This is a genomic window from Paenibacillus sp. NPDC056722 (genome assembly GCF_042790635.1).
Lineage (GTDB): Bacteria > Bacillota > Bacilli > Paenibacillales > Paenibacillaceae > Paenibacillus_AQ > Paenibacillus_AQ agri.
Genome location: NZ_JBHTYV010000004.1, coordinates 544,032 through 564,011, shown reverse-complemented (window position 1 = coordinate 564,011; position 19,980 = coordinate 544,032). Strand labels below are relative to the sequence as shown.

General features: G+C 45.4%; 18 protein-coding genes. 12 read left to right on the top strand and 6 right to left on the bottom strand.

The features are described 5' to 3' along the window. Positions 1–28: 28 nt before the first annotated feature. The 3 genes from ACFRAM_RS14025 to ACFRAM_RS14015 are packed head-to-tail and all read left to right on the top strand — an operon-like array spanning position 29 to position 4,073. Positions 29–1,741, top strand: coding sequence for an extracellular solute-binding protein (locus tag ACFRAM_RS14025; RefSeq protein WP_379466362.1), 1,713 nt, complete (start codon positions 29–31; stop codon positions 1,739–1,741). A gap of 28 nt (positions 1,742–1,769) precedes the next feature. After that, positions 1,770–2,681, top strand: a complete 912-nt coding sequence (locus tag ACFRAM_RS14020; protein WP_379466361.1) for a carbohydrate ABC transporter permease — start codon at positions 1,770–1,772, stop codon at positions 2,679–2,681. Between the two features lie 24 nt (positions 2,682–2,705). Then, the gene (locus tag ACFRAM_RS14015) at positions 2,706–4,073 is read left to right on the top strand and encodes an MATE family efflux transporter (RefSeq protein ID WP_379466360.1); all 1,368 of its coding nucleotides are present in this window, start codon (positions 2,706–2,708) and stop codon (positions 4,071–4,073) included. A 53-nt stretch (positions 4,074–4,126) separates the two neighbouring features. Here the strand turns inward: ACFRAM_RS14015 and ACFRAM_RS14010 are convergent, their stop codons facing one another. Together ACFRAM_RS14010 and ACFRAM_RS14005 are read right to left on the bottom strand one after the other, a co-directional pair. Continuing rightward, the gene (locus ACFRAM_RS14010) at positions 4,127–4,774 is read right to left on the bottom strand and encodes a FusB/FusC family EF-G-binding protein (protein WP_379466359.1); all 648 of its coding nucleotides are present in this window, start codon (positions 4,772–4,774) and stop codon (positions 4,127–4,129) included. Between the two features lie 254 nt (positions 4,775–5,028). Next, entirely contained in the window at positions 5,029–5,610 is a 582-nt protein-coding gene (locus ACFRAM_RS14005; RefSeq protein WP_379466358.1) for a LysE family transporter, read from the bottom strand. 116 nt (positions 5,611–5,726) lie between these two features. On the opposite strand from ACFRAM_RS14005, the gene ACFRAM_RS14000 reads away from it, so the two are divergent. Further along, positions 5,727–6,287 carry a helix-turn-helix domain-containing protein gene (locus ACFRAM_RS14000; RefSeq protein WP_175406440.1) on the top strand — a complete coding sequence of 187 codons (561 nt, stop codon included), beginning with the start codon at positions 5,727–5,729 and terminating at the stop codon, positions 6,285–6,287. Between the two features lie 103 nt (positions 6,288–6,390). On the opposite strand, the gene ACFRAM_RS13995 is transcribed toward ACFRAM_RS14000, so the two are convergent. Further along, positions 6,391–8,859, bottom strand: coding sequence for a beta-mannosidase (locus ACFRAM_RS13995; protein WP_379466357.1), 2,469 nt, complete (start codon positions 8,857–8,859; stop codon positions 6,391–6,393). Positions 8,860–9,037: 178 nt separating this feature from the next. Between ACFRAM_RS13995 and ACFRAM_RS13990 the strand changes: the two genes are divergently transcribed. Continuing rightward, complete coding sequence (locus tag ACFRAM_RS13990; protein WP_379466356.1) at positions 9,038–9,877, top strand: helix-turn-helix domain-containing protein; 840 nt, start codon at positions 9,038–9,040, stop codon at positions 9,875–9,877. A gap of 113 nt (positions 9,878–9,990) precedes the next feature. Beyond that, a complete protein-coding gene (locus ACFRAM_RS13985; protein WP_379466355.1) occupies positions 9,991–11,610 on the top strand; it encodes a carbohydrate-binding protein in 1,620 nt (539 codons plus the stop codon). A gap of 237 nt (positions 11,611–11,847) precedes the next feature. Here the strand turns inward: ACFRAM_RS13985 and ACFRAM_RS13980 are convergent, their stop codons facing one another. Then, complete coding sequence (locus ACFRAM_RS13980) at positions 11,848–12,324, bottom strand: YbaK/EbsC family protein (protein WP_379466354.1); 477 nt, start codon at positions 12,322–12,324, stop codon at positions 11,848–11,850. 16 nt (positions 12,325–12,340) lie between these two features. Next, positions 12,341–12,934: a LysE family transporter gene (locus tag ACFRAM_RS13975; RefSeq protein WP_379466353.1), complete on the bottom strand. Its 594-nt coding sequence runs from the start codon at positions 12,932–12,934 to the stop codon at positions 12,341–12,343. 109 nt (positions 12,935–13,043) lie between these two features. Between ACFRAM_RS13975 and ACFRAM_RS13970 the strand changes: the two genes are divergently transcribed. Further along, on the top strand, positions 13,044–13,928 hold the full coding sequence (locus ACFRAM_RS13970) for a LysR family transcriptional regulator (RefSeq protein ID WP_379466352.1): 885 nt from the start codon (positions 13,044–13,046) through the stop codon (positions 13,926–13,928). 75 nt (positions 13,929–14,003) lie between these two features. Here ACFRAM_RS13970 and ACFRAM_RS13965 read toward each other — a convergent pair whose 3' ends face one another. Continuing rightward, positions 14,004–14,885: a MetQ/NlpA family ABC transporter substrate-binding protein gene (locus ACFRAM_RS13965; protein ID WP_379466351.1), complete on the bottom strand. Its 882-nt coding sequence runs from the start codon at positions 14,883–14,885 to the stop codon at positions 14,004–14,006. A 256-nt stretch (positions 14,886–15,141) separates the two neighbouring features. Here ACFRAM_RS13965 and ACFRAM_RS13960 point away from each other — a divergent pair, with 256 nt between their 5' ends. From ACFRAM_RS13960 to msrB, 5 genes are all read left to right on the top strand, one after another. Further along, complete coding sequence (locus ACFRAM_RS13960; RefSeq protein ID WP_379466350.1) at positions 15,142–16,494, top strand: LLM class flavin-dependent oxidoreductase; 1,353 nt, start codon at positions 15,142–15,144, stop codon at positions 16,492–16,494. Between the two features lie 158 nt (positions 16,495–16,652). Then, entirely contained in the window at positions 16,653–17,321 is a 669-nt protein-coding gene (locus tag ACFRAM_RS13955) for an S-layer homology domain-containing protein (protein ID WP_379466349.1), read from the top strand. Between the two features lie 236 nt (positions 17,322–17,557). Continuing rightward, positions 17,558–18,274, top strand: a complete 717-nt coding sequence (locus ACFRAM_RS13950) for a cytochrome c biogenesis CcdA family protein (protein ID WP_379466348.1) — start codon at positions 17,558–17,560, stop codon at positions 18,272–18,274. 15 nt (positions 18,275–18,289) lie between these two features. Then, entirely contained in the window at positions 18,290–18,832 is a 543-nt protein-coding gene (locus tag ACFRAM_RS13945; RefSeq protein ID WP_379466347.1) for a TlpA family protein disulfide reductase, read from the top strand. Positions 18,833–18,856: 24 nt separating this feature from the next. Further along, positions 18,857–19,978, top strand: coding sequence for a peptide-methionine (R)-S-oxide reductase MsrB (gene msrB, locus ACFRAM_RS13940; protein WP_379466346.1), 1,122 nt, complete (start codon positions 18,857–18,859; stop codon positions 19,976–19,978). Positions 19,979–19,980: the final 2 nt, after the last annotated feature.

Sequence of the window (19,980 nt, the reverse complement as noted above, 5' to 3'; positions counted from 1 at the left end):
AAAAGCTAGGGAGAGGGAGAAATCAACCATGATTAAGAAAAGTTACTCCAATTTGCTTCTGCTTCTACTGGTATTTGGAATGGTGTTAACGGCATGCGGAGGGAATGACTCTCAGAGTAGTTCTAATTCTGATACCGATTCGGCCAAGAAAGCCGGAAAGCCTGCAACCTGGATCGCGGACCGTACAATCAAAGGCTTGATCTTCATGGGCAGCGATGTAACAGAAGAGATGAATCCCGACATTATGAAGAAGCTCAAGGAGATGACAGGTATTGACCTGCAGATCCAGGCTGTAGGCTTCGACGACTCTACGAAAGCACTGGCAGCCGGGCTGGCTTCAGGCGATCTGCCGGATTTTATCGGTTATTATCTGAATGATAGCGGCCGTCCAGAGATGGGGCTTATCAACAAGGCTGCTTCGGAGGATATGTTCTATGATGTCGCTCCAATGCTGAAAAACACAAAGGTATACAGTAAATATCTTGAAGATAACTATCTTCCTATTGATACGAAGTATGGTGTGATGTTCCGGCCTGAATATAACGGTGCTGCTTATAGTGTGCACATCAATATTCCAAGAGAAGGCGGATATGGGGTCAGGAAATATATCTCGGGACCGTATATCCGTAAAGATATTGCCGATGCCCTTGGTGTAGACCCGCGTAATATTACAACCTCTGAGCAGCTTTATGAATTGGCTGAGAAAATTAAGGCAGGCGGGTTCAAAGATAAGAACGGCAAGGCTGTGTTTCCGATCGGACCTGTCCTTTGGGGAGGTTCTGACCGACAAGGGCTATATAATGACCTTGTATGGACAGGCTTTAACGGTGAAGGCTTCAAGCGCGACGCTAGCGGTAAAATCTTGCATGAGAGTCAAACAGACTATGGTCTAAAGCGCGTAGAATTTGTGCAGAAGCTGCTAAAAGAAGGGTTGATGCATCCGGAGTATTACACGATGGAAGAGACCCGTGTAAAAGAAGGCGTGCTTAATGATTCCTTCGCGATTGTAGGGGAAATGCATAATTACGTTGACGAAGACAAGGATGGTCGGTATGTTCCGCTGGGTCCGTTGAACTCGGTAGACGGTCCTTATCAGATGGATTTGACTTATAAAAGCGGATACGGTGCATGGTCCATTCCTAAATCCACCAAAAATCCGGAAGATATTGTGAAGCTGGCTGATTTCCTCGCTACTCGTGAAGGTAAGCTGCTCTGGAATTATGGACTTGAGGGCCGGGATTATGATTTGAATTCCCAAGGAAATCCGGTACCAAAGAAACAAGTGCTTGATCTGCTGCAAAAAGACCCGGTTAGTGCAAAGAAGCTTGGATTTTCAGGGGTCGGTAACGGTTGGGGCTGGTTTCTTGGGGGTACAGATGTGGATGATCTCAAGGATTTTGGTGAGGCAACCTATGGCGCCAATGAGACTCCAGACCAAGATAAAGTACCACTTGAACTCGCTAAATACTGGGGATATGACGAAAAAAGGAGTCAAGCGAAAGTGAAAGACGGCTATTCAGCACTTGCCTTCCTGGGAGAGTTCAGCAAAGGGAATCAATTGAGCATGGCGCTCGACAAGTACAAGGAGAGTGTGGTTCGAGCCTATTATGCTAAGGACATGACAGAGGCAAAGACGATACTGGATGCTGCGGCGAAGCAGCTTCAGATTGCAGGGCTTGATGATTACATCAAACTACTGGAGGAAAAAAGTAAGGACCCTAAAACTCAGCTGCTCTTTTAATTCTGTATGACAACGGGGGATACATGGCATGAAGAAAGCTTCGATGTTTTCTACAGGTATGGAAAAGACAGTAGATGTGATGAATTATGGATTATTGATATTGTTGAGTCTTAGTATCCTATTGCCGCTTATTAATGTACTTGCGCTAGCCTTCAACGTGGGATCTGATGCGGCAAAGGGAGGCATTTATTTCTGGCCAAGAGAGTTTACGCTAGAGAACTTCCGTGAAGTATTCAACCAATCCAATATTCTGAATGGGTTTATGATTTCTATCTTTCGTACGGTCGTAGGTACCTTTCTGAGCGTGATCTTGACATCTATGGCCGCTTACGCGCTTAAGAGCCGCACTCTCCCGGGGCACAAGCAGCTGACCTTCCTGATTTTTTTTACAATGCTGTTTAGCGGCGGAATCATTCCTTATTATATTGTGCTCAAGAATCTTTCGCTTACGAATAGTATCTGGGTCTACATTATTCCGGCATTGTACAGTGTGTGGAACATGTTGATTATGCGGTCATTTTTTCAGCAGACACCGGAAGGTCTGGAAGAAGCCGCACGAATCGACGGCTGCAGCGACTTTGGCATTTTCTTTCGGATTATTGTCCCGGTCAGCAAACCTGTTTTTGCCACCATTGCATTGTTTAATGCCGTAGAGCACTGGAATGATTGGTTTACAGGAGCCTTTTATGTCCGTGATTCCAATTTAAAGCCGCTCTCTACGGTACTGCAGGAGATGTTGACGAAACAGCAGGCGCTGGCAGATACCTTAATGAAAGCGAGCAATCCTGCACAATTGCAAATGATTGATAAGATCCAGGTTACTGGCACTTCCTTGAAGATGGCTACGATTATTATTGTAATTACACCCATTCTGATGATTTATCCGCTGCTGCAAAAGTATTTTGCCCAAGGTGTGATGATTGGTTCGATAAAAGAATAATGCTTGAAAGGTAGGAATTAAACTTTGCCGGATGAACGTAAGGATCGGCTGAAGAGTTATAGTCTGCTTTCTCTGACTTGGCCGATATTTCTGGAGAACCTGTTCGGAATGCTGCTTGGCATCGTCGATACGATGATGCTGAGCGGCTACTCCGATACAGCGGTTACGGCTGTAGGATTGGCCAATCAGGTGTTGACCATTGCCGGGATGTTCTTTGGATTTCTGACTGTAGGTACTGCTGTAGTGTTGAATCAATCGCTGGGTGCAGGCAGGCCGCAGGATGTGGAGAGGATAAGTGCGCTTTCTCTTACACTTAATGTAATTCTTGGCCTTCTCATAAGTATGACTTTGTTATTGTGCCCTGGTGTTTTTCTTAATGTGTTCAAATTATCGGGAGGGATCATGGAGCAAGGCAAGGTCTTTCTGTCGATCGTTGGTAGTTCGATGCTAATGGTTGCCATTAACATGACTTTAGGTACCATGCTCCGCTGCCGCGGCATCGTGAAGGAAATGATGCTGGTGTCCCTGGCCAGCAATGTTATCAATATTATCGGGGTGTATATTGTACTTAAACATCCCTTTGGTATGCCGGTTTTAGGTGTAGGAGGTGTAGCTGTTTCTACGTGGGTCTCAAGGTTGTTCGCATTGCTGGTATTGCTTATATTATGCAGTCGCAGCCTGCCTCATCGTGTCCGGCTGCTTCCACTAAAGAGCTTTCGGAAAGAAGATATCCGACTATTGTTTAAGCTGGGGCTTCCATCGGCAGGCGAACCCATATCGTATAATTTGTCACAGGGTGTGATTACCTATTTTATTTCCGTGCTAGGGGTAGCGGCGTTAACGACCAAGATCTATACACAGAATATAACCTCATTCGTTTTTGTGTTTTCAATGTCTATCGGCACGGCTACCCAGATCATTGTGGGTCATTTAATCGGCTCAAACCACAAGGAGGATGCCTACCGTTCAGGACTGCGAAGCTTAAAGACGGGGCTACTCGTGACAACGGCTGTCAGTATTTTGCTCTATTTTATCTCAAGTCCGTTACTTGGATTGTTTACTTCAGACGCCGGGATCATTTCACTAGGCCGGGAATTATTCCTGTTATCCATTCTTCTGGAGCCGGCCAGAGCCTGTAATATGGTGCTGATCAGTTCCTTGAATGCGGCAGGAGATGTACGTTTTCCAGTTCTCATCGGGATCATTTCGATGTGGGGGATTAGTGTACCGATGGCATTTCTATTTGGTGTGGTGCTGCATTTTGGTTTGGCAGGTATCTGGCTTGCCTTTGCAATTGATGAGTGGATCAGGGCTTTAATGATGTTCTACCGATGGCGAAAGCAGGCCTGGAAGCGGCTAGTGATCGTCTCACAAGAACAGCTAAATATGTAAAAAAACCAAGAACCACATGCGAGCGTATGCTCGGTGTGGTTCTTGGTTCGTTGTTATTTTCGAACCGAAAGAATGAACTTCTCCAGCGGTCCTGTATCGGTAATAATCCCATTGCATTTATCGTTGTCCATACAGACGTATTGACCAACCGCAGAATAATTATCCGGCGAAGCGTTCGCAGGTTTGGTCTTGACCGAGAAGAAAGCAAGCTCTTGATGCCGATTGCAGAACAGGCAATACCCGCTCTTATGTGTCGGCGTAATTCTTCCCTCAATCCCAATGAACTGACCTTCGAATGGATATACAATGAATAATTTATTCGAAGCAATATCGATCCAGCTCAGATACGTCACAAATCGAAAATCGATGGATGAGAGATCAGGTACTTTTAGCTTCTTAGTCTTAGGGAACAACTTCTGAATTTGTTTTAGCGTAATCGTCGGATATGGCTCTAGGTAAGGCTCTAGTGCGCTGACATATCTCTGGAAATCATAACCCGACTCTAAGGTCGAGATTTGTTCCAGCATCTGCTGCTGCTCCTGTGTAATAGAAGGAAAGGCTTCAGTAACGATTGTTGCAGCACGAAATCTTACGGTCTCCAAAACTCTACGGTCTGCGACGGTGCGCAGTGTGTTTTGAAGGAATTCACTTTGTTTCTTAATAACGTTATATTGGTGGTTTCTAATGAATGGTGTATTCATAGCTTTTCAGCCCCTTATTTTTAATGGAAAAATATAAGGTGCAAAGCCCATTATTAGAAACGATAATGTTAAGTTTGGGCGATGAAATCTGTTCTATCGCACCTCACACAAAGTATCGCCCTAGTATTAGGCTTTGCATGAGGACACCCTAGCTAATGAGCAATTCTGCGTTGCCATGTCTATACAACCCCCTGTCACATATCCTGAGGAAAGTATAGCATATAGGCCTAAAAGGCACAAAGTTTAGAGGAACGTTAGCTGAACACAGATAGAGCGCTATACACTAGTAGTAATGCCATGACAATATTAAAAGCTTTTTGATACTTTAGCAGAAAGCTTTGGAAGAGAGAGCCGAACAGTGCCCAGCTAAAGGTCGCGAGAAAGCCGACAAAAGCAAGAAAGACAGCAAAGCCTATCAATCTGAAGTTCGAGTAATGGTAGGGTGTGATAAAGGTGGAGATGACAGTAATTCCATACAGGATCACTTTGGGATTAATGAATTGCAGCAATAATCCAGAGAAAAACGAGTTGTTATTGGAAGCAGAATCATCTCGTTGTTGGGAGCTGCTTCTAACAATCTTTACAGCCAGATACAGCATATATAGACATCCCAAAATGTTCATCCCAACTTTTATGCGTGGAATGAAATGGTATAATACCAGATTGAAATAGCTGGAGAGTAACATAATAGCTAAGAAGCCTGCACCGACGCCTAAAATAAAAGGAAATGATCTTCTCAGGCCCATTCGGCTGGCATTTGACATGGCCATTATATTATTGGGGCCTGGTGTAAAGGTAGTAACGATGACATACGACAAAAACGGAATAAAAGACATGCTTGAAACCACTCCTCAAATATATGCTACAATTGAACAAAATGTACGTCATAACATTCTGTGCTTCATGATTGTACAATAAATACGCTATAACGCACAATAGCAGGGAGTTGAGTATTTTGGATAATATTCAGTTGATCTTCGCTAAAAATCTGAAAGCTTTGCGTAACCAGAGAAAGCTCAGCCTGGACAAAGTATCTGAATTGACAGGAATAAGTAAAACGATGTTGGGGCAGATCGAGCGGGGAGAGTCCAATCCATCGATTACAACGGTATGGAAGATTGCAAATGGGCTAAAGGTTTCGTTCACTGCTCTGATCAATCAATCCCAAACGGAAGCGGTGGTTGTAGCCAAAGAGGATATTCAATCTCTTACTGAAGAGGAAAAATACCGCTTGTACCCGTTCTTTCCTTATGACGATGGAAGAAAATTCGAAATCTACACGGTAGATATTGATCCGGGAGGGGAGTTAATTTCCGAGCCGCACCAGGAGGGGACCGAAGAATACATTACTGTATTTGAAGGGGAGATGACGGTACTGGTTGGTGGCACCGAATATAAAGTTAAAGCTGGTGACGCCATTCGTTTCAAAGCGGACAGACCACACTCTTATTTCAACAGAGAAAATACAAAGTGCCAAATGAACATGGTCATATACTATGGCGGTAATCACTAGCGCTGAATAGCCCGAACAATGGGGAAGGCTTTGGCCGAAGCGTAGCATAACAAGAGGCTCGTAAACCAGCATTTGTAGCGGTTTACGAGCCTCTTTATGATTGTTATTCAAATGTATCAAACAAACTGCGAGCGGTAAGCTGCTCTTTAAAGGCTTCCAGTGTCAGCTGCTCTGATAGGCTATCTTTCGAGACGGTGACGGTTTTTGCGGCAGAAGCGGACAAGTCAAAGATGTTATCGCTCCAAAGGGAATCCGCATGGCTTAAACTAAGCTCCACAAATTTGGCGAGCGACTGGCTCTTAACTTCAACGATGAACTGATCTTCTGTCTCGGTGACAGAGGTGCTGATCTGTGGGTCCAGGTAATTAAAATGCTTGGATTTCACAAACAGTACAGTTCCTCCGCTGACCGATTGACCGTCTACGATATAGTCGAATTCCAGGTAGCTTTCTCTTTGCTTCTGCTTGGTGTCCAGTACAGAACCGAAATCCAGATTGGTGATCTCCTGTGTGGAAAGAGCATCAACGGATACCGCCAGCTCACCGCTCTGAATGAGTTCGGAACGGGTGTTCAGGAGACGCCAGCTTAGGTGTCCTGTGGTTTCGTTCAAGGTTTCGTTGGTCACATGCAGCGAGACAGTGGTTCCTTCTTCGCACGCGGAGGCCAGTACCGGAGCGAAGAATCTTTTAGCCGCGTAATGACCTGCTTTCCATCTGCCGAAATAGTCCAGACTGGACCAGGAAGCTACCGGCCAGATGTCATTCAGCTGCCAATAAATAGCGCCCATACATCTTCCGCGGTTTCTTCTCCAGTGCTCGATCCCATTGCGCATGCCTTCCGCCTGTATAAGCTGGGAGACATACAGCAGGTTATCGAAATCTTTCGGATACTTAAAATATTCGCTGATATAGTACAGAATCTTCTCATTGCCGGTACCGTTCTTCTGGTGAGACTCCATGACGTAGGAGAAAATATTCCGGTCTTCTGGCAGTGTGAACGACTCCACAGTTTTTAGTGACGGGAAGGATTGCAGACCAAACTCCGACATGAACCGCGGGAAAAGAGTTCTGAATTCGGTGATCGGCTTTCGTCCGTGCCAGACATCCCAATAATGCATATCCCCAATGTTCTCGTTGTTCGGGTCATCGAAGTTACCCGTGGAGGAAGGGGATGACCGCCAGTAGAAGGTGTTTGGATCAAGCGATTTGGACAACTCCGGCAAATACTCTTCGAATTGCTTGAGATAGTCTTGTTTCAGCTTTTCGCCGTACCGTTCTCCCCAGCCCCAATATGCCCAGGCATACTCCAGCTCATTGTTGCCGCTCCACAGACCGAGGGAGGCGTGGTGACGGATTCTTTTCATATTATCGATCGTTTCTAGTGTGATGCTGTCTTTGAACTCGTCGGTAAAATCGTAATTTCCACACGCATACATATGATCCTGCCACACAATCAAGCCATACTGGTCGCACAGATCATAGAAATAATCATCGGCATAATACCCGCCGCCCCACACACGGATACAGTTGTAGTTAGCTTCCACACAGCTTTTAATCAATTTTTCTGTTTTTTCATAGTTGATCCGCCCGAAGACGTTATCTTCCGGGATATAGTTCGCGCCCATGGCGAAGATGCTCTTACCGTTGACTTCAAACTCGAAGGACTCGCCCCAAGTATCTTTGACTTGCTTGACAGTTAGCGTGCGAAGACCGATCGTAAGTGTTTTGTCATCAATGACTTTAGCTCCGCTAGACAGTTCCACCTTTAAGGTATACAAAGGTTGACTGCCGAAATTGTTCGGCCACCAGATTTGCGGGTCGGTAATTGCCAGAGCCAGTGAGGTCTGAGAAAGGTTGACGGCGGACACCTGTTCGTACACTTGCCCATCCGGGGATTCCAGAACGGCCCGCAGGTGTAGTTCGGCTTCCGACCAATGTTGAAGATCTACCTTGATGTCCAGATGGACCTTGTTCTCGCTATGTGTCTGGGTCACATATACATCATCAATTCGCCCATTGTCATAGCCGTGAATGGTGATGTCCCGCCAAATCCCCGCATCGGGAATTTGCGGACCCCAATCCCAGCCGAACATACTGTGCGCCTTGCGGATATGAGAGATCCCTGGAACGGCATCCGCGCAGCTTGAGAGATGCTGTTCTTTTTCTTTTTCCAAAGCGTACAGGGTTGCCGATTGAATGAGGACATGGATCACATTGATCCCGGGAACGAGCACATCTTTTACGTCAACCTCATAGGTTCTGTGCATGTTATCCGCTTTCAAAACAAGCGTACCATTTATAGAAAGGTCACATAGGGTATCCAGCCCCTCGCAACGCAGCAGGACAACATCATGGTCCAGAAGATCTTTTTCCACGGGAAACTCTCTGGTGTATTCAAAATCGGATTTGGACAGCTCCAGCGCGTCATATTCATTATCTCTGAAGAACGGGTCTTCCATTTGACCGGCCTGAAGTAAATCATTAAACACAGAGCCAGGAACGTTGCCGTTGATCCATTCCGAATCGTTCGTTTTTTTCATCTGCCATATACCGCTAAGTGTTAACAATTGCATCTGCATTCCACCTGCTTTTTAAGAATTTTATTGTGCTATATTGGTATATAGTATCAGCTGGATATCAGGATAGTCTTGTATTGTTTCATCTTTTTTTGTGCTATATTAACATAGGATTTAACAGGAGATTGAAGAACAGGCCGTTGGCCGGAGTTGACATCATATGAGGTGAGAAGAATTGACACAAGCGACCCTTTTAAAAGCCGAAACGCTGATTGACCCCCAGGTACAGTCCACTTTTCATATTGAATATTCGATTAAGCACACCACACCGCTGCACTATCATGATTATTATGAAATTTTTATTATCACAGAAGGTAGATGCGTACATCATATTAATGGCGAGGCACAGGTTTTGGAGCCTAATACGATGGTGTTCATCCGCCCGGACGACATGCACTGGTATGACTTTTATGAGGAGAATGACTGCCAATTCATTAATGTTAACTTTTATAAAGAAGTGGTGGAGGATGCTTTTCATTATTTTGAAAATTCCGTCTTTGCCGGGAAGCTGAAAGGCTTGAAAATGCCGCCTTATGTCATTCTGCCGTCTTTCGATATGGAGACGCTCGTCCAGAAGAGCAAGCTGATTCATCTGTATACGAGCATAGATAAGCAGAGGGCCAGGATTTTAGCGCGCAGTTTTCTGACGGATGCGTTGACCTACTACTTTTTCAATGATCAGGATCAGAACCAGAAAGAGATCCCGCAGTGGCTGAATGCACTTCTTATGGACATGCAGAAAAAAGAAAATTTCACAGGCGGTCTGAGCCGCTTGAATGAAATATCCGATCATAGTGTTGGCCATATCAACCGCGTATTCAAGCAATATCTCCACACGACACCGACGGCGTACATCAATCAATTGAGGCTCGGTTATGCCAAAAATCTTTTGCTGACCACTAATCTGACGATTCTGGAAATCTCCTATGAAGCCGGATTTGATAATCTTAGTCACTTCTATCATTTGTTCAAAATACATTATGGAGCTTCCCCGGGGAAGATTCGTTCCCGTTAGGAAGCCCAGTGTGATTTCTGTATCATATATAAATTTAATAATGCATAAAAATTAATTGGCCGCTCTGCGTAACAACTCCAAGCGAATTTCAAAAAAGAAATGGAGGTAGGGAAATGTCCAATGTAACAAAATCGAATACATTGTTAACCCGGGTCTTTGCTATCTGTATGAGCTTTATATTCATAGGTTCTTTTTTTAGTTATGGTGCCAAGGCCGCAGAAGCCAGTCCGCAATTTAAAGTCATAGCTTTTTACAACGGAACTTGGGACGCAGCCCATATAAGCTTTGTAAACGAAGCAAACAGAAGGTTCCCTGAGTTTGCCAGCAGGTACAATTTTTCATACGAATCGACAAATGATTGGAGTAAATTAAATACTTCTAATCTTTCCCAGTACCAGGTTGTCATTTTTTTAGATGATGTACCTCCTGCTGCTCAAAGACCCGCATTTGAGCAATATATGAGAAATGGCGGAGGATGGCTGGGTTTTCATGTAAGTGCTTTCACCACAAACCCTTCTTCATGGAACTGGTACTATAACGAATTTTTGGGGTCGGGGGCCTTTAGATCAAACACGTGGTTCCCAACGCCAGCTACCTTGCGCCTTGAGAACAGTACCCATCCTGCCACCAGTAATATGCCGGCAACATTCAAAACCCCTGCAAGCGAATGGTATAGCTGGTCGGTTGATCTGCGCACCAAACCCAATATTGATATCCTATATTCCGTCGATCCTGTGAGTTTTCCTCTTGGTACGGATCCCAACCAATCTTGGTACAGTGGTTATTATCCTATAGTTTGGTCCAATAAAAATTATAAAATGATGTATGCCAATATGGGTCATAATGATATGAACTATGCAAACAACACAGCGAAATCCTATACTTTTTCTGATGAGACGCAGAATAAACTTATTATTAATGCTCTTTTATGGATGGGTGGCGGTCAACAGCCTAGCACGTCCTTTAGTGTGCCGGGTACGATAGAAGCTGAGAATTATTCCAGCATGTCTGGAGTACAAACTCAGAATACTACGGATACAGGCGGTGGCCTAAATGTTGGCTGGATCGATCCCGGCGATTGGGTAAACTATCCCGTCAATGTCGCTTCCTCTAATACGTATAAAGTAAGTTACAGGGTAGCCAGTCCAAATGGAGGCGGCACCATTCAAGCTGAGAATGGTACTACAGGTCAGGTATTTGGTTCTGCCCAAGTCCCTGCTACAGGCGGTTGGCAGACCTGGACCACAATTTCCCATGATGTTAATCTTTCTGCTGGAGAGCAGCTTTTAAAATTATCATTTCCCTCTGGAGGGTTTAATCTTAACTGGATTAAAGTCGAGGAGAAAACACCGAGTATAAGAATTGAGGCAGAGAATTACATCGAAAGTAATGGCGTTCAGAAGCAAGACACAACAGACGTTGGTGGAGGGCAAAATGTGGGATGGATCGATCCTGGTGACTGGATGACTTATTCAACGCCAACTCCCCTTTCTCCGGGGACTTACACTATCAGCTATAGGGTAGCTAGCCCCAATGGCAGTCAAATTCAATTTGAAAGGGCTGGAGGCGGAGCAATATTCGGCACCATTACAGTCCCGGCAACGGGAGGATGGCAGACCTGGACCACCATCTCGCATGATGTCGTACTTTCATCTACAGAACAGCAAATTGCTTTATCTTTTCCAACCTTAGGCGGCTTAAATGTGAATTGGTTTACGATTACTAAGAAGTAATAGGTTGTTTAAGCACAATGCTCCTATTTGCTGTTAAAACTATTTTATCCGGTGGTCAGAAACAGTGTTTAATCTAGGCGGTAGGCCTAATGAAGATTTTGGATATGCTTATCCTTGATGAGCCGACTTCCAACAAGCCTCCAAACCGGCACTGAAGCGGGATGGAGGCTTCTATTTTTTTGAAGTATAAAAAGTTATGGCGTGTTCTTGCGGCTATAATGGGCTTTGTTTATTGTTTTACTTGCTCTCTACTTGCTTCGCAATATCCACCCACTCGGTAGCATGGCCATGGGTGAAAAGTTCATCAGGCGTCAGCTCAACTACACTGGTAGGACTGCCGCATGCCGGGAACAGCGTATCAAAGCGCTTAACTGAGACATCGATATACACAGGAATGTGATCCGCGACAGCGAAGGGACAGACACCGCCAACCTGCTGATCCAGTTGTTCCTCCACTTCAGATGCCGTAAGCATCCTAGCCTTCATACCAAAGTAATGACGGAACTTCTTATTGTCGATACCCACGTCACCGGCCATTACGATCAGCATGCAACCCTCATCTTTTCTGAGACTTAGTGTCTTGGCAATTCGGGCGGGCACAACACCAATGGTATTAGCCGCTTCCTCAACCGTTGCACATGAACTGTCAAAATGCTTGATTCGACCGGTCATTCCCTGTTCTTCAAAATACGTAACAATCTTCTCATAGGACATTATTTCGGACTCCTTCTCAATCTAGCAGTAGATTAATAGCACTATAAACTAGCAATAACGCCATAATTACATTGACCACTCGCCAGTAGTTGTTAATGACATTATGAAGCAGCACGCCAGCGATAACCCATACATGTGTTGCCCCGTTACCGATTGCAGCCGACAAGAGGATAAAGCCGGCAATTGCAGGATACGAGGAATAATAGGGGAGAATGTAAGCGATGAAAACGGTCAGCCCCCATAATATTATTTTCACATTTACGAATTGCAAAATAAAGCCGCGCAAAAAGGATGACGAACCTGATTCCTGATCTTCATTCTTTGCAGGTTTACTTGTGATCGTACGGAAGGCGAGGTACAAGATATACATACTGCCGACATATTTTAAATAGATCAGGATGCCAGGCAGATATCTTCCCAAGATTACGCTGAAGAAGCCGCAAAGGATCATTACTGCCAGAAAGCCAGTATAAATTCCGAGCAGCAGCGGCTTGCTTTTTTTCAACCCGTAAGTACTGACTTCATTTAATGCGAGAATGTTGTTAGGTCCTGGCGAAAGAGCTGTCGTTATTGCATATGCGAAAAAAGAGATCCATAGTGTAATATTCAATTGAAAAGCACCTCCTTTTACGTTACGATAGCATAAATCGATATTTTAATATAATTGAAACAATGAATAATAAAATTCGATTCTATTGAACTGAAAGAAGGATATTCTCATGGAATTGAAATATTTGTACACAGTGAAAACCATTTTAGAAGCTGGAAGCTTTCAAAATGCCGCCCGGCAGCTAAACTATACACAGTCCACGATTACCTTTCAGATGCAGCAGCTTGAACAGGAACTAAACGTCAAGATCTTTGAAAAGATAGGACGGAAGATGGTACTGACGCAAGCCGGAAAAGAGATTTTGCCGCTGATCGATAACATAATTAAGTCTACTGAACAGATTAGTAACTATGGTAAAAGCACACTTGAAATTAGCGGTGACCTGAATGTTGCTATTCCTGAATCCCTATTAATCTATAAATTCCAGCCTCTTCTAAAAGCTTTTAAAGAGCAGGCTCCGCGTGTGAAGTTATCCCTGCAAGCCCTAAACTGCTATGTCATTAAAGACAAAATCGTAAGCGGGGGAGCTGATCTGGGGATACATTATGATGTAGGGGGGAGTTCTGCCTCTGTAATGAACAGATCTTTGTCTGCACATGACCTGGTGTTGATCGCTTCACCGCTTCTGGTCGAGGATCAGCATAACTTTACGGCGAAGAATCAGGTTAAAGCAGTCAGCATGATTGTTAATGATCCAAGCAGCATTTTTCAGCAAAAATTCGATCAGTATATTAAAGACAAGAACATTGTAATGGACAACATCATTGAGGTCGGGAGCATTGAAGCAACGAAGCGCTGTGTAAGCAGTAATTTAGGAGTGGCCTATTTACCACGCTTTACAGTGGAAGAAGAGCTAAGGAAGCAATCTCTTATTGAACTGCCGACAGAGCTTGAATCTGAACGTATCACAGCGATCTGCTCCCATCATAAGAATAAGTGGCTTAGCCCAGCGATGGAGTTGTTTGTATCTTTGTTGGAAGAACATTTGGTATAGAAATGGCGTCTGAGGACAAAAGAAAAAGGATCAAAATATCTGGAAATCAGATACTTTGATCCTTTTTACGTTATGCTATTTCTTTCCGTATTCTTTATTAAATGTTTCTACAACATCATCAATGGTACGAGTGACAGGGATGAAGTTTCCTTCATATCTTTGCTGAATATACTCTTTGACTTTGTCAGAGTGAAGTACGGTGTTCAACTTCTTGAAAGCATCTGCTTTGTCTTTTAGAATATCCTCTTTCGTTGCCACCACGTTAACATAGGCGCTCTCTTGTTCGTTCTCATGGAATAGGGAGGTATCCAGCTTGTATCCTGCCTCAAGAGCTACACCATTATTAATAATGGCTGCGTCAACGTCATCCAGCACTCTTGGAAGCATACCGCTTTGCGCTGTAATAATGTCGAGCTTATGAGGGTTCTCTGCAATTTGATCCACCCCGCCCTTGGCAAGGTCGAAGTCCTCTGGGAGCTTAATAAGTTTGGCTGTTTCGAGCAGCTTCAAGGCCCGGACCAGATTGGACTGATCGTTCGGGATCGCAATCTTGGCGCCGTCTTTAATCTCATCTACATTCTTAATTTTCTTGGAGTAGATGCCGAGGGGGGCAATAATCGTCGTATCCGCTGCCACCAGAGAAGAATTGTGAATGCCGTTCCAGCTTGTCAGATAAGCGATATGCTGGAAGGCGTTGGCTTCGAGGTCTCCATCGGCGAGCGATTGGTTCATATCTACCTGACCAGATAGGGTGACGACCTCAATCTTCAATCCCTCTTCTTTGGCTTGATCCCGAACAAAGTTCCACAAATCGCTCTGAATATCTGTCGTTCCTATTTTCAGTGAAGCTTCACTGGCAGAGCCTGTCTCCTTGTTACTGCATGCAGATACCAGCAAAACTGCCAATACCATAGATCCTGTTAATAAAAGCCGACCCCATTTTGATTTCTTACTCATCTGTAAAGACCCTCCTAAAGTTGAATGAAAAATAATGACGCTTAATTCCTAGTAAACACATGAGAATTATTAAAATCATACCAGCTTTACTTCGAATGTCAATCCTTAGTTGCTCAATAGAGGAATTGATTTCCACTGAAATCTAATGTATCATAAATTCAAATTAAAACTGAGTATACCAATTTATTAACTATGTTTAACAGGATCTTTTTTCCATCTGCAATCATTCAGGTCTATTACGGAGAGGATGAAATCTATGTCTGACGCTAGACAAATTAAAATCGGTTTATATATTGTCGGAACCGGCATGCATATCGGTTCGTGGCGGCTGCCGCAAGCACAAGCGGATGCCAGTATCGATGTAGGCTTTTATAAAAAAATCGCCCAGGAAGCCGAAAGAGGCCTGTTTGATGCGGCCTTTATCGCTGACAGCTTGGCTGTTGACGAGAATTCACATTCACAAATACTAAATAGATTTGACCCTACTGTTCTGATTACTGCTATTGCGGGTGCTACTAGCCATATCGGGGTTGTAGCCACTGCTTCCACCACCTATAACGAGCCCTATAATTTAGCCCGGCAATTCGCTTCGGTCGATATCATTAGTGGAGGGAGAGCTGGATGGAATGTGGTGACCACCGCTGATGCGACTGGACTTACTGCACTTAACTTCAGCCGGAAGGAGCATCTCCTTCATGATGACCGGTACAAGATTGCAGAGGAATTCATCGATGTAGTGAAGGGCTTATGGGATTCATGGGAAGAGGATGCTTTTATCCGCAACAAGGAAACTGGCGAATTTTATAATCCGGAGAAGGTGCATCTGCTCAATTATGAAGGCGAGTTCTTCCAAGTTAGGGGGCCGCTCAATATTGGACGCACTCCACAGGGTCATCCGGTGCTATTCCAGGCAGGCTCCTCCAACCCGGGGCAAGAACTGGCTGCAAGAACGGCTGAGGTGGTATTCAGTCATAAAAAATCGTTCGAAGAAGCCAAAGACTTCTACAAAGAATTGAAAGGCCGGATGTCTAAATATGGGCGGAGAGAGGACGAACTGCTTATTCTGCAGGGCATCTCTCCGATTATCGGGCGAACGGAAGCCGAGGCAGCAGAGAAGGCAGCGCTATTGGACTCGACGGTTATACAGGAGCAGGCCCTGAGGTTCTTGTCCGGCTATGTGGGGAATGTCGATCTGACCGCCTACAGTCTGGATACCCCTGCATCGCAAGTGGCTTGGCGGGAAGTGAACAGCATCCAGAGTGATTTTGATAGAATTCAGAAAATCATTCGTGAAGAGGACCTGACGATCGGCGAGCTTTATTCTAAAATCAGCAATGTGTCATCGGATGAGTCCCTGCGTGGAACACCGGAACAAGTGGCAGATACGCTGACGTATTGGTTTGAAAATGGCGCCGCTGACGGGTTTATATTCGTTCCGCCTGCACTACCGGACAGCCTGACTGACTTTGTCGAGCTAGTCGTACCGATTCTTCAGGAACGGGGCATCTACCGGACGGAATATGACAGTACAACCTTGCGGGGACATTTGGGACTCTCTGTTCCGGTCAACCGCTATGCAGAACAACCATTGCCTGCAAGCCAGATTTAAAAGAGGAGCTATAAATCAACTCCAGAATATGCGGCAGGCAATAGATCAGAACGCAGATTAGTAGACTATTCAGCAGCTTCTCTTAAATCGCTGCAACATTATGTGCTAACACTCGTCAATAGGGTTGTAACATTCCAATTACTGGCGAGGAGACAGCAATGATGAACAAAAAATTTGCAATGCTTGGTGCTACGGCTATACTTACTCTCACGATTACTGGACAAAGCTTTGCCGCCGGGGTGGCATTTACCGATCTTGCGAATATCCCGGCCAAGGATAAGATCATCTCTTTGCAGCAGAAGGGCTACATACAGGGTGTTAGCAGTGATCGCTTTGATCCTAAGGGCACACTGACTGCAGCTCAGGGAATTCAGCTTCTTGTTAATGCCTTTGATTTGAATATTGATCTGTTGCGATTTATCAAAGAGCCGCATGCGACTGATTATTTCCCTAAAGCAAATGCTGCTGCGTGGTATGCCAATACTCTGATCATTGCGGCCAACAACAATATTGACCTGTCCAAAGACCTGGACCCCGGAGCAGCATGGACCAAGGAAGAGTTCACCCACCATTTGATTCTGGCCATGGGGACGAGTAGCAATCTGCAGATGATCAAAATCAAGCCGATGGAATTTGGCGACCAGGGCCAGCTTAGCACTGCATTTGACGGGTCCGTTCAGCTTGCACTTGTGCTTGGAATTGCCAAGCTGGATCAGAACAATAATTTCAAGCCGCAGGAGAAGATCACACGTGCCGAAGCGGCGGAGCTGGTCTATAACGCGCTGGCATACATCGAGGAACACCCAGCGCCGGCGCAGGGTTCTTAAGTCGGGATGCTGGAAAAGAGACTTAAATAACCGCCCTCCCATCATAAACAGCTACAGCAGAAGACCACTTATCCTTCATTGGGTGAGTGGTCTTCTTGCGTGTTAGATGGGCAATGCTTGTAGCAACACATGATTATTTTATAGAAAATGCTGATCAGCTTGGATGTTATATCTGGATAGATTAACCTACACTAGTAGTACGGCTAGAATGGAGTTTCTGTTAGGAGGCGAAAGTGGTGACGGAGTCGATTTATTTTGGAAGTGTGTTTACTGCGGGGGTACTGTCGTTTTTTTCCCCTTGTATATTGCCGTTACTGCCTGTGTATCTTGCCTACCTCGGCAGCTCAGAGCAGGGCAGCGGTCAAGAAGGGGTCTGGAAGCTGGGGAAGATGACAATCTCGCCACTGCTTATAGGTAGAACCTTGATGTTTATTCTGGGGCTTTCAGCAGTTTTCGTAATGCTTGGTTTCGGGGCAGGCGCACTTGGGGGAGTACTAGGGAGTTCGTATTTCATAACAGTCTGTGGAATCGTCGTTATCTTGTTCGGGATTTACCAGACGGGTGTGATCAAGCTTTCTTTTTTGGAAAAAGAAAAGCGCATAGACGCTGATTTACAGCATAAAAAAGGATTCGCGGGCGCTTTTCTGCTCGGGTTCACGTTCAGCTTCGGCTGGACCCCTTGTATCGGTCCTGTGCTTGCAGCTGTGCTGGGCCTTTCGGCAAGCGGCGGCTCGGCGGGAGCGGGAGGCATGTATATGCTGATCTATACCCTGGGCTTGGCGTTACCGTTTCTGGTCATGGCCATATTCTCCAGCCTGCTGTTAACGAAGGTGCGTCGGATTTATAAGCATATGCGCGTATTGAAGGCCATCTCAGGCATCGTATTAATTGTGATGGGACTGCTGCTGGTTAGCAATAAGCTGAACCTGATTACAACCTATTTTCAAGTGTAGAAGGAGGAAGGCGTCATGAAAAAGATGAAAACATGGGTCTGGGTCGCAATAGCTGCCCTACTAGTGATAGGCGCGATTGGTATTTATGGTAGAGAGGGCGTCACTTCAGTATCGGTAGCTGGAGGGGCAGTGAACAAAGGGCAGCCTGCACCAGCGTTCACGCTTAAAGATTTGCAGGGAAATGAAGTGTCCTTAGCTGATTTCAAAGGGCAGAAGATATATGTGAAATTCTGGGCGTCCTGGTGTCCTATTTGCTTGGCTGGGCTGGATGAACTGGATCAGCTGTCGAGTGAGCAGCATGACTATAAGGTACTGACGATCGTCAGTCCTGGATACAATGGGGAGCAATCGGCTGCTGATTTTACAAACTGGTTCTCCAAAAGAGGGTACGACCATATTCAGGTGCTGTTGGATGACGGAGGTACTTTGACTCGTAAATTTGGCGTGAGAGGATATCCCTCTTCTTATTATATCGGTTCGGATGGCATTCTGGTCAAAAGCGCACCAGGACATAACACCAATGAAGTGATTGCCGAGACTTTTCAATCCATACATTAAAATAGAAGGATACGGGAGGGAATTATGAAACGACTAGGACTGATAGGTTCACTGCTGCTATTGCTGGTACTAAGTGCTTGCACGCCGTATAATTTAATCACTGAAGGAGCGGGAGGGATTGCTTCCGCAGGCGGGGGCACAGCGACAACGGCTTCTCTGCCGAATCCGAACAAGGAAGTGGATTACTCAGGGAGTGAACTGCGCGATATTTATTTTGCCGGCGGGTGCTTCTGGGGCATCGAAGCTTACATGGCCCGGGTATACGGGGTTAGCGATGCTGTGTCCGGCTATGCCAATGGTACCGGAGAGAATCCTTCTTATGAAGATGTTGTCCGCGGGGACAGGGGGTTCGCTGAGACGGTCAAGGTCAGCTATGATCCGAAGCGGGTGAGTCTCGAACAGCTTATCGCTGCGTTCTTCAAGGTCATCGACCCGACAAGTGTCAATAAGCAAGGCAATGATCAGGGAATTCAATACCGGACTGGGATTTATTCGAGCAATGCAGCGGATCTGACCGTGATTAAGGAAGCAATCGCGAAGGAACAGCTGAAATATGACAAGAAAATCGTTACCGAAGCACTGCCGCTAAGCAATTTCTATATGGCAGAAGAGTATCACCAGGATTATCTGGAGAAGAATCCGAACGGGTACTGCCACATTGATCTGAGCGTGGTGCAGGATGTAAATATTCACATTGATGCCTCTAAATATCCTAAGCCAAGCAATGAGGAACTGAAAAAGAAGCTGACCAAGATCCAGTATCAGGTAGCCGTACTAGCCGATACTGAGCATGCGTACTCGAATGAATATTGGGATCAATTTGAGCCGGGCATCTACGTAGATGTCACAACAGGTGAGCCGCTGTTCGCCAGCGCTGATAAATACGATGCCGGCTGCGGCTGGCCGAGCTTCACCAAGCCAATTATTCCGGAGGTAGTAACTTACGACGAGGATCACAGTTTTGGCATGACCCGTACAGAGGTACGGAGCCGGGCAGGGGATATTCATCTGGGTCATGTTTTCGATGATGGACCGGCAGACAAGGGCGGCAAACGCTTCTGCATCAACAGTGCTTCCATCCGTTTCGTTCCGTTGGCAGACATGGATAAGGAAGGGTATGGAGATCTGATTGTTGTCGCTAAATGAGG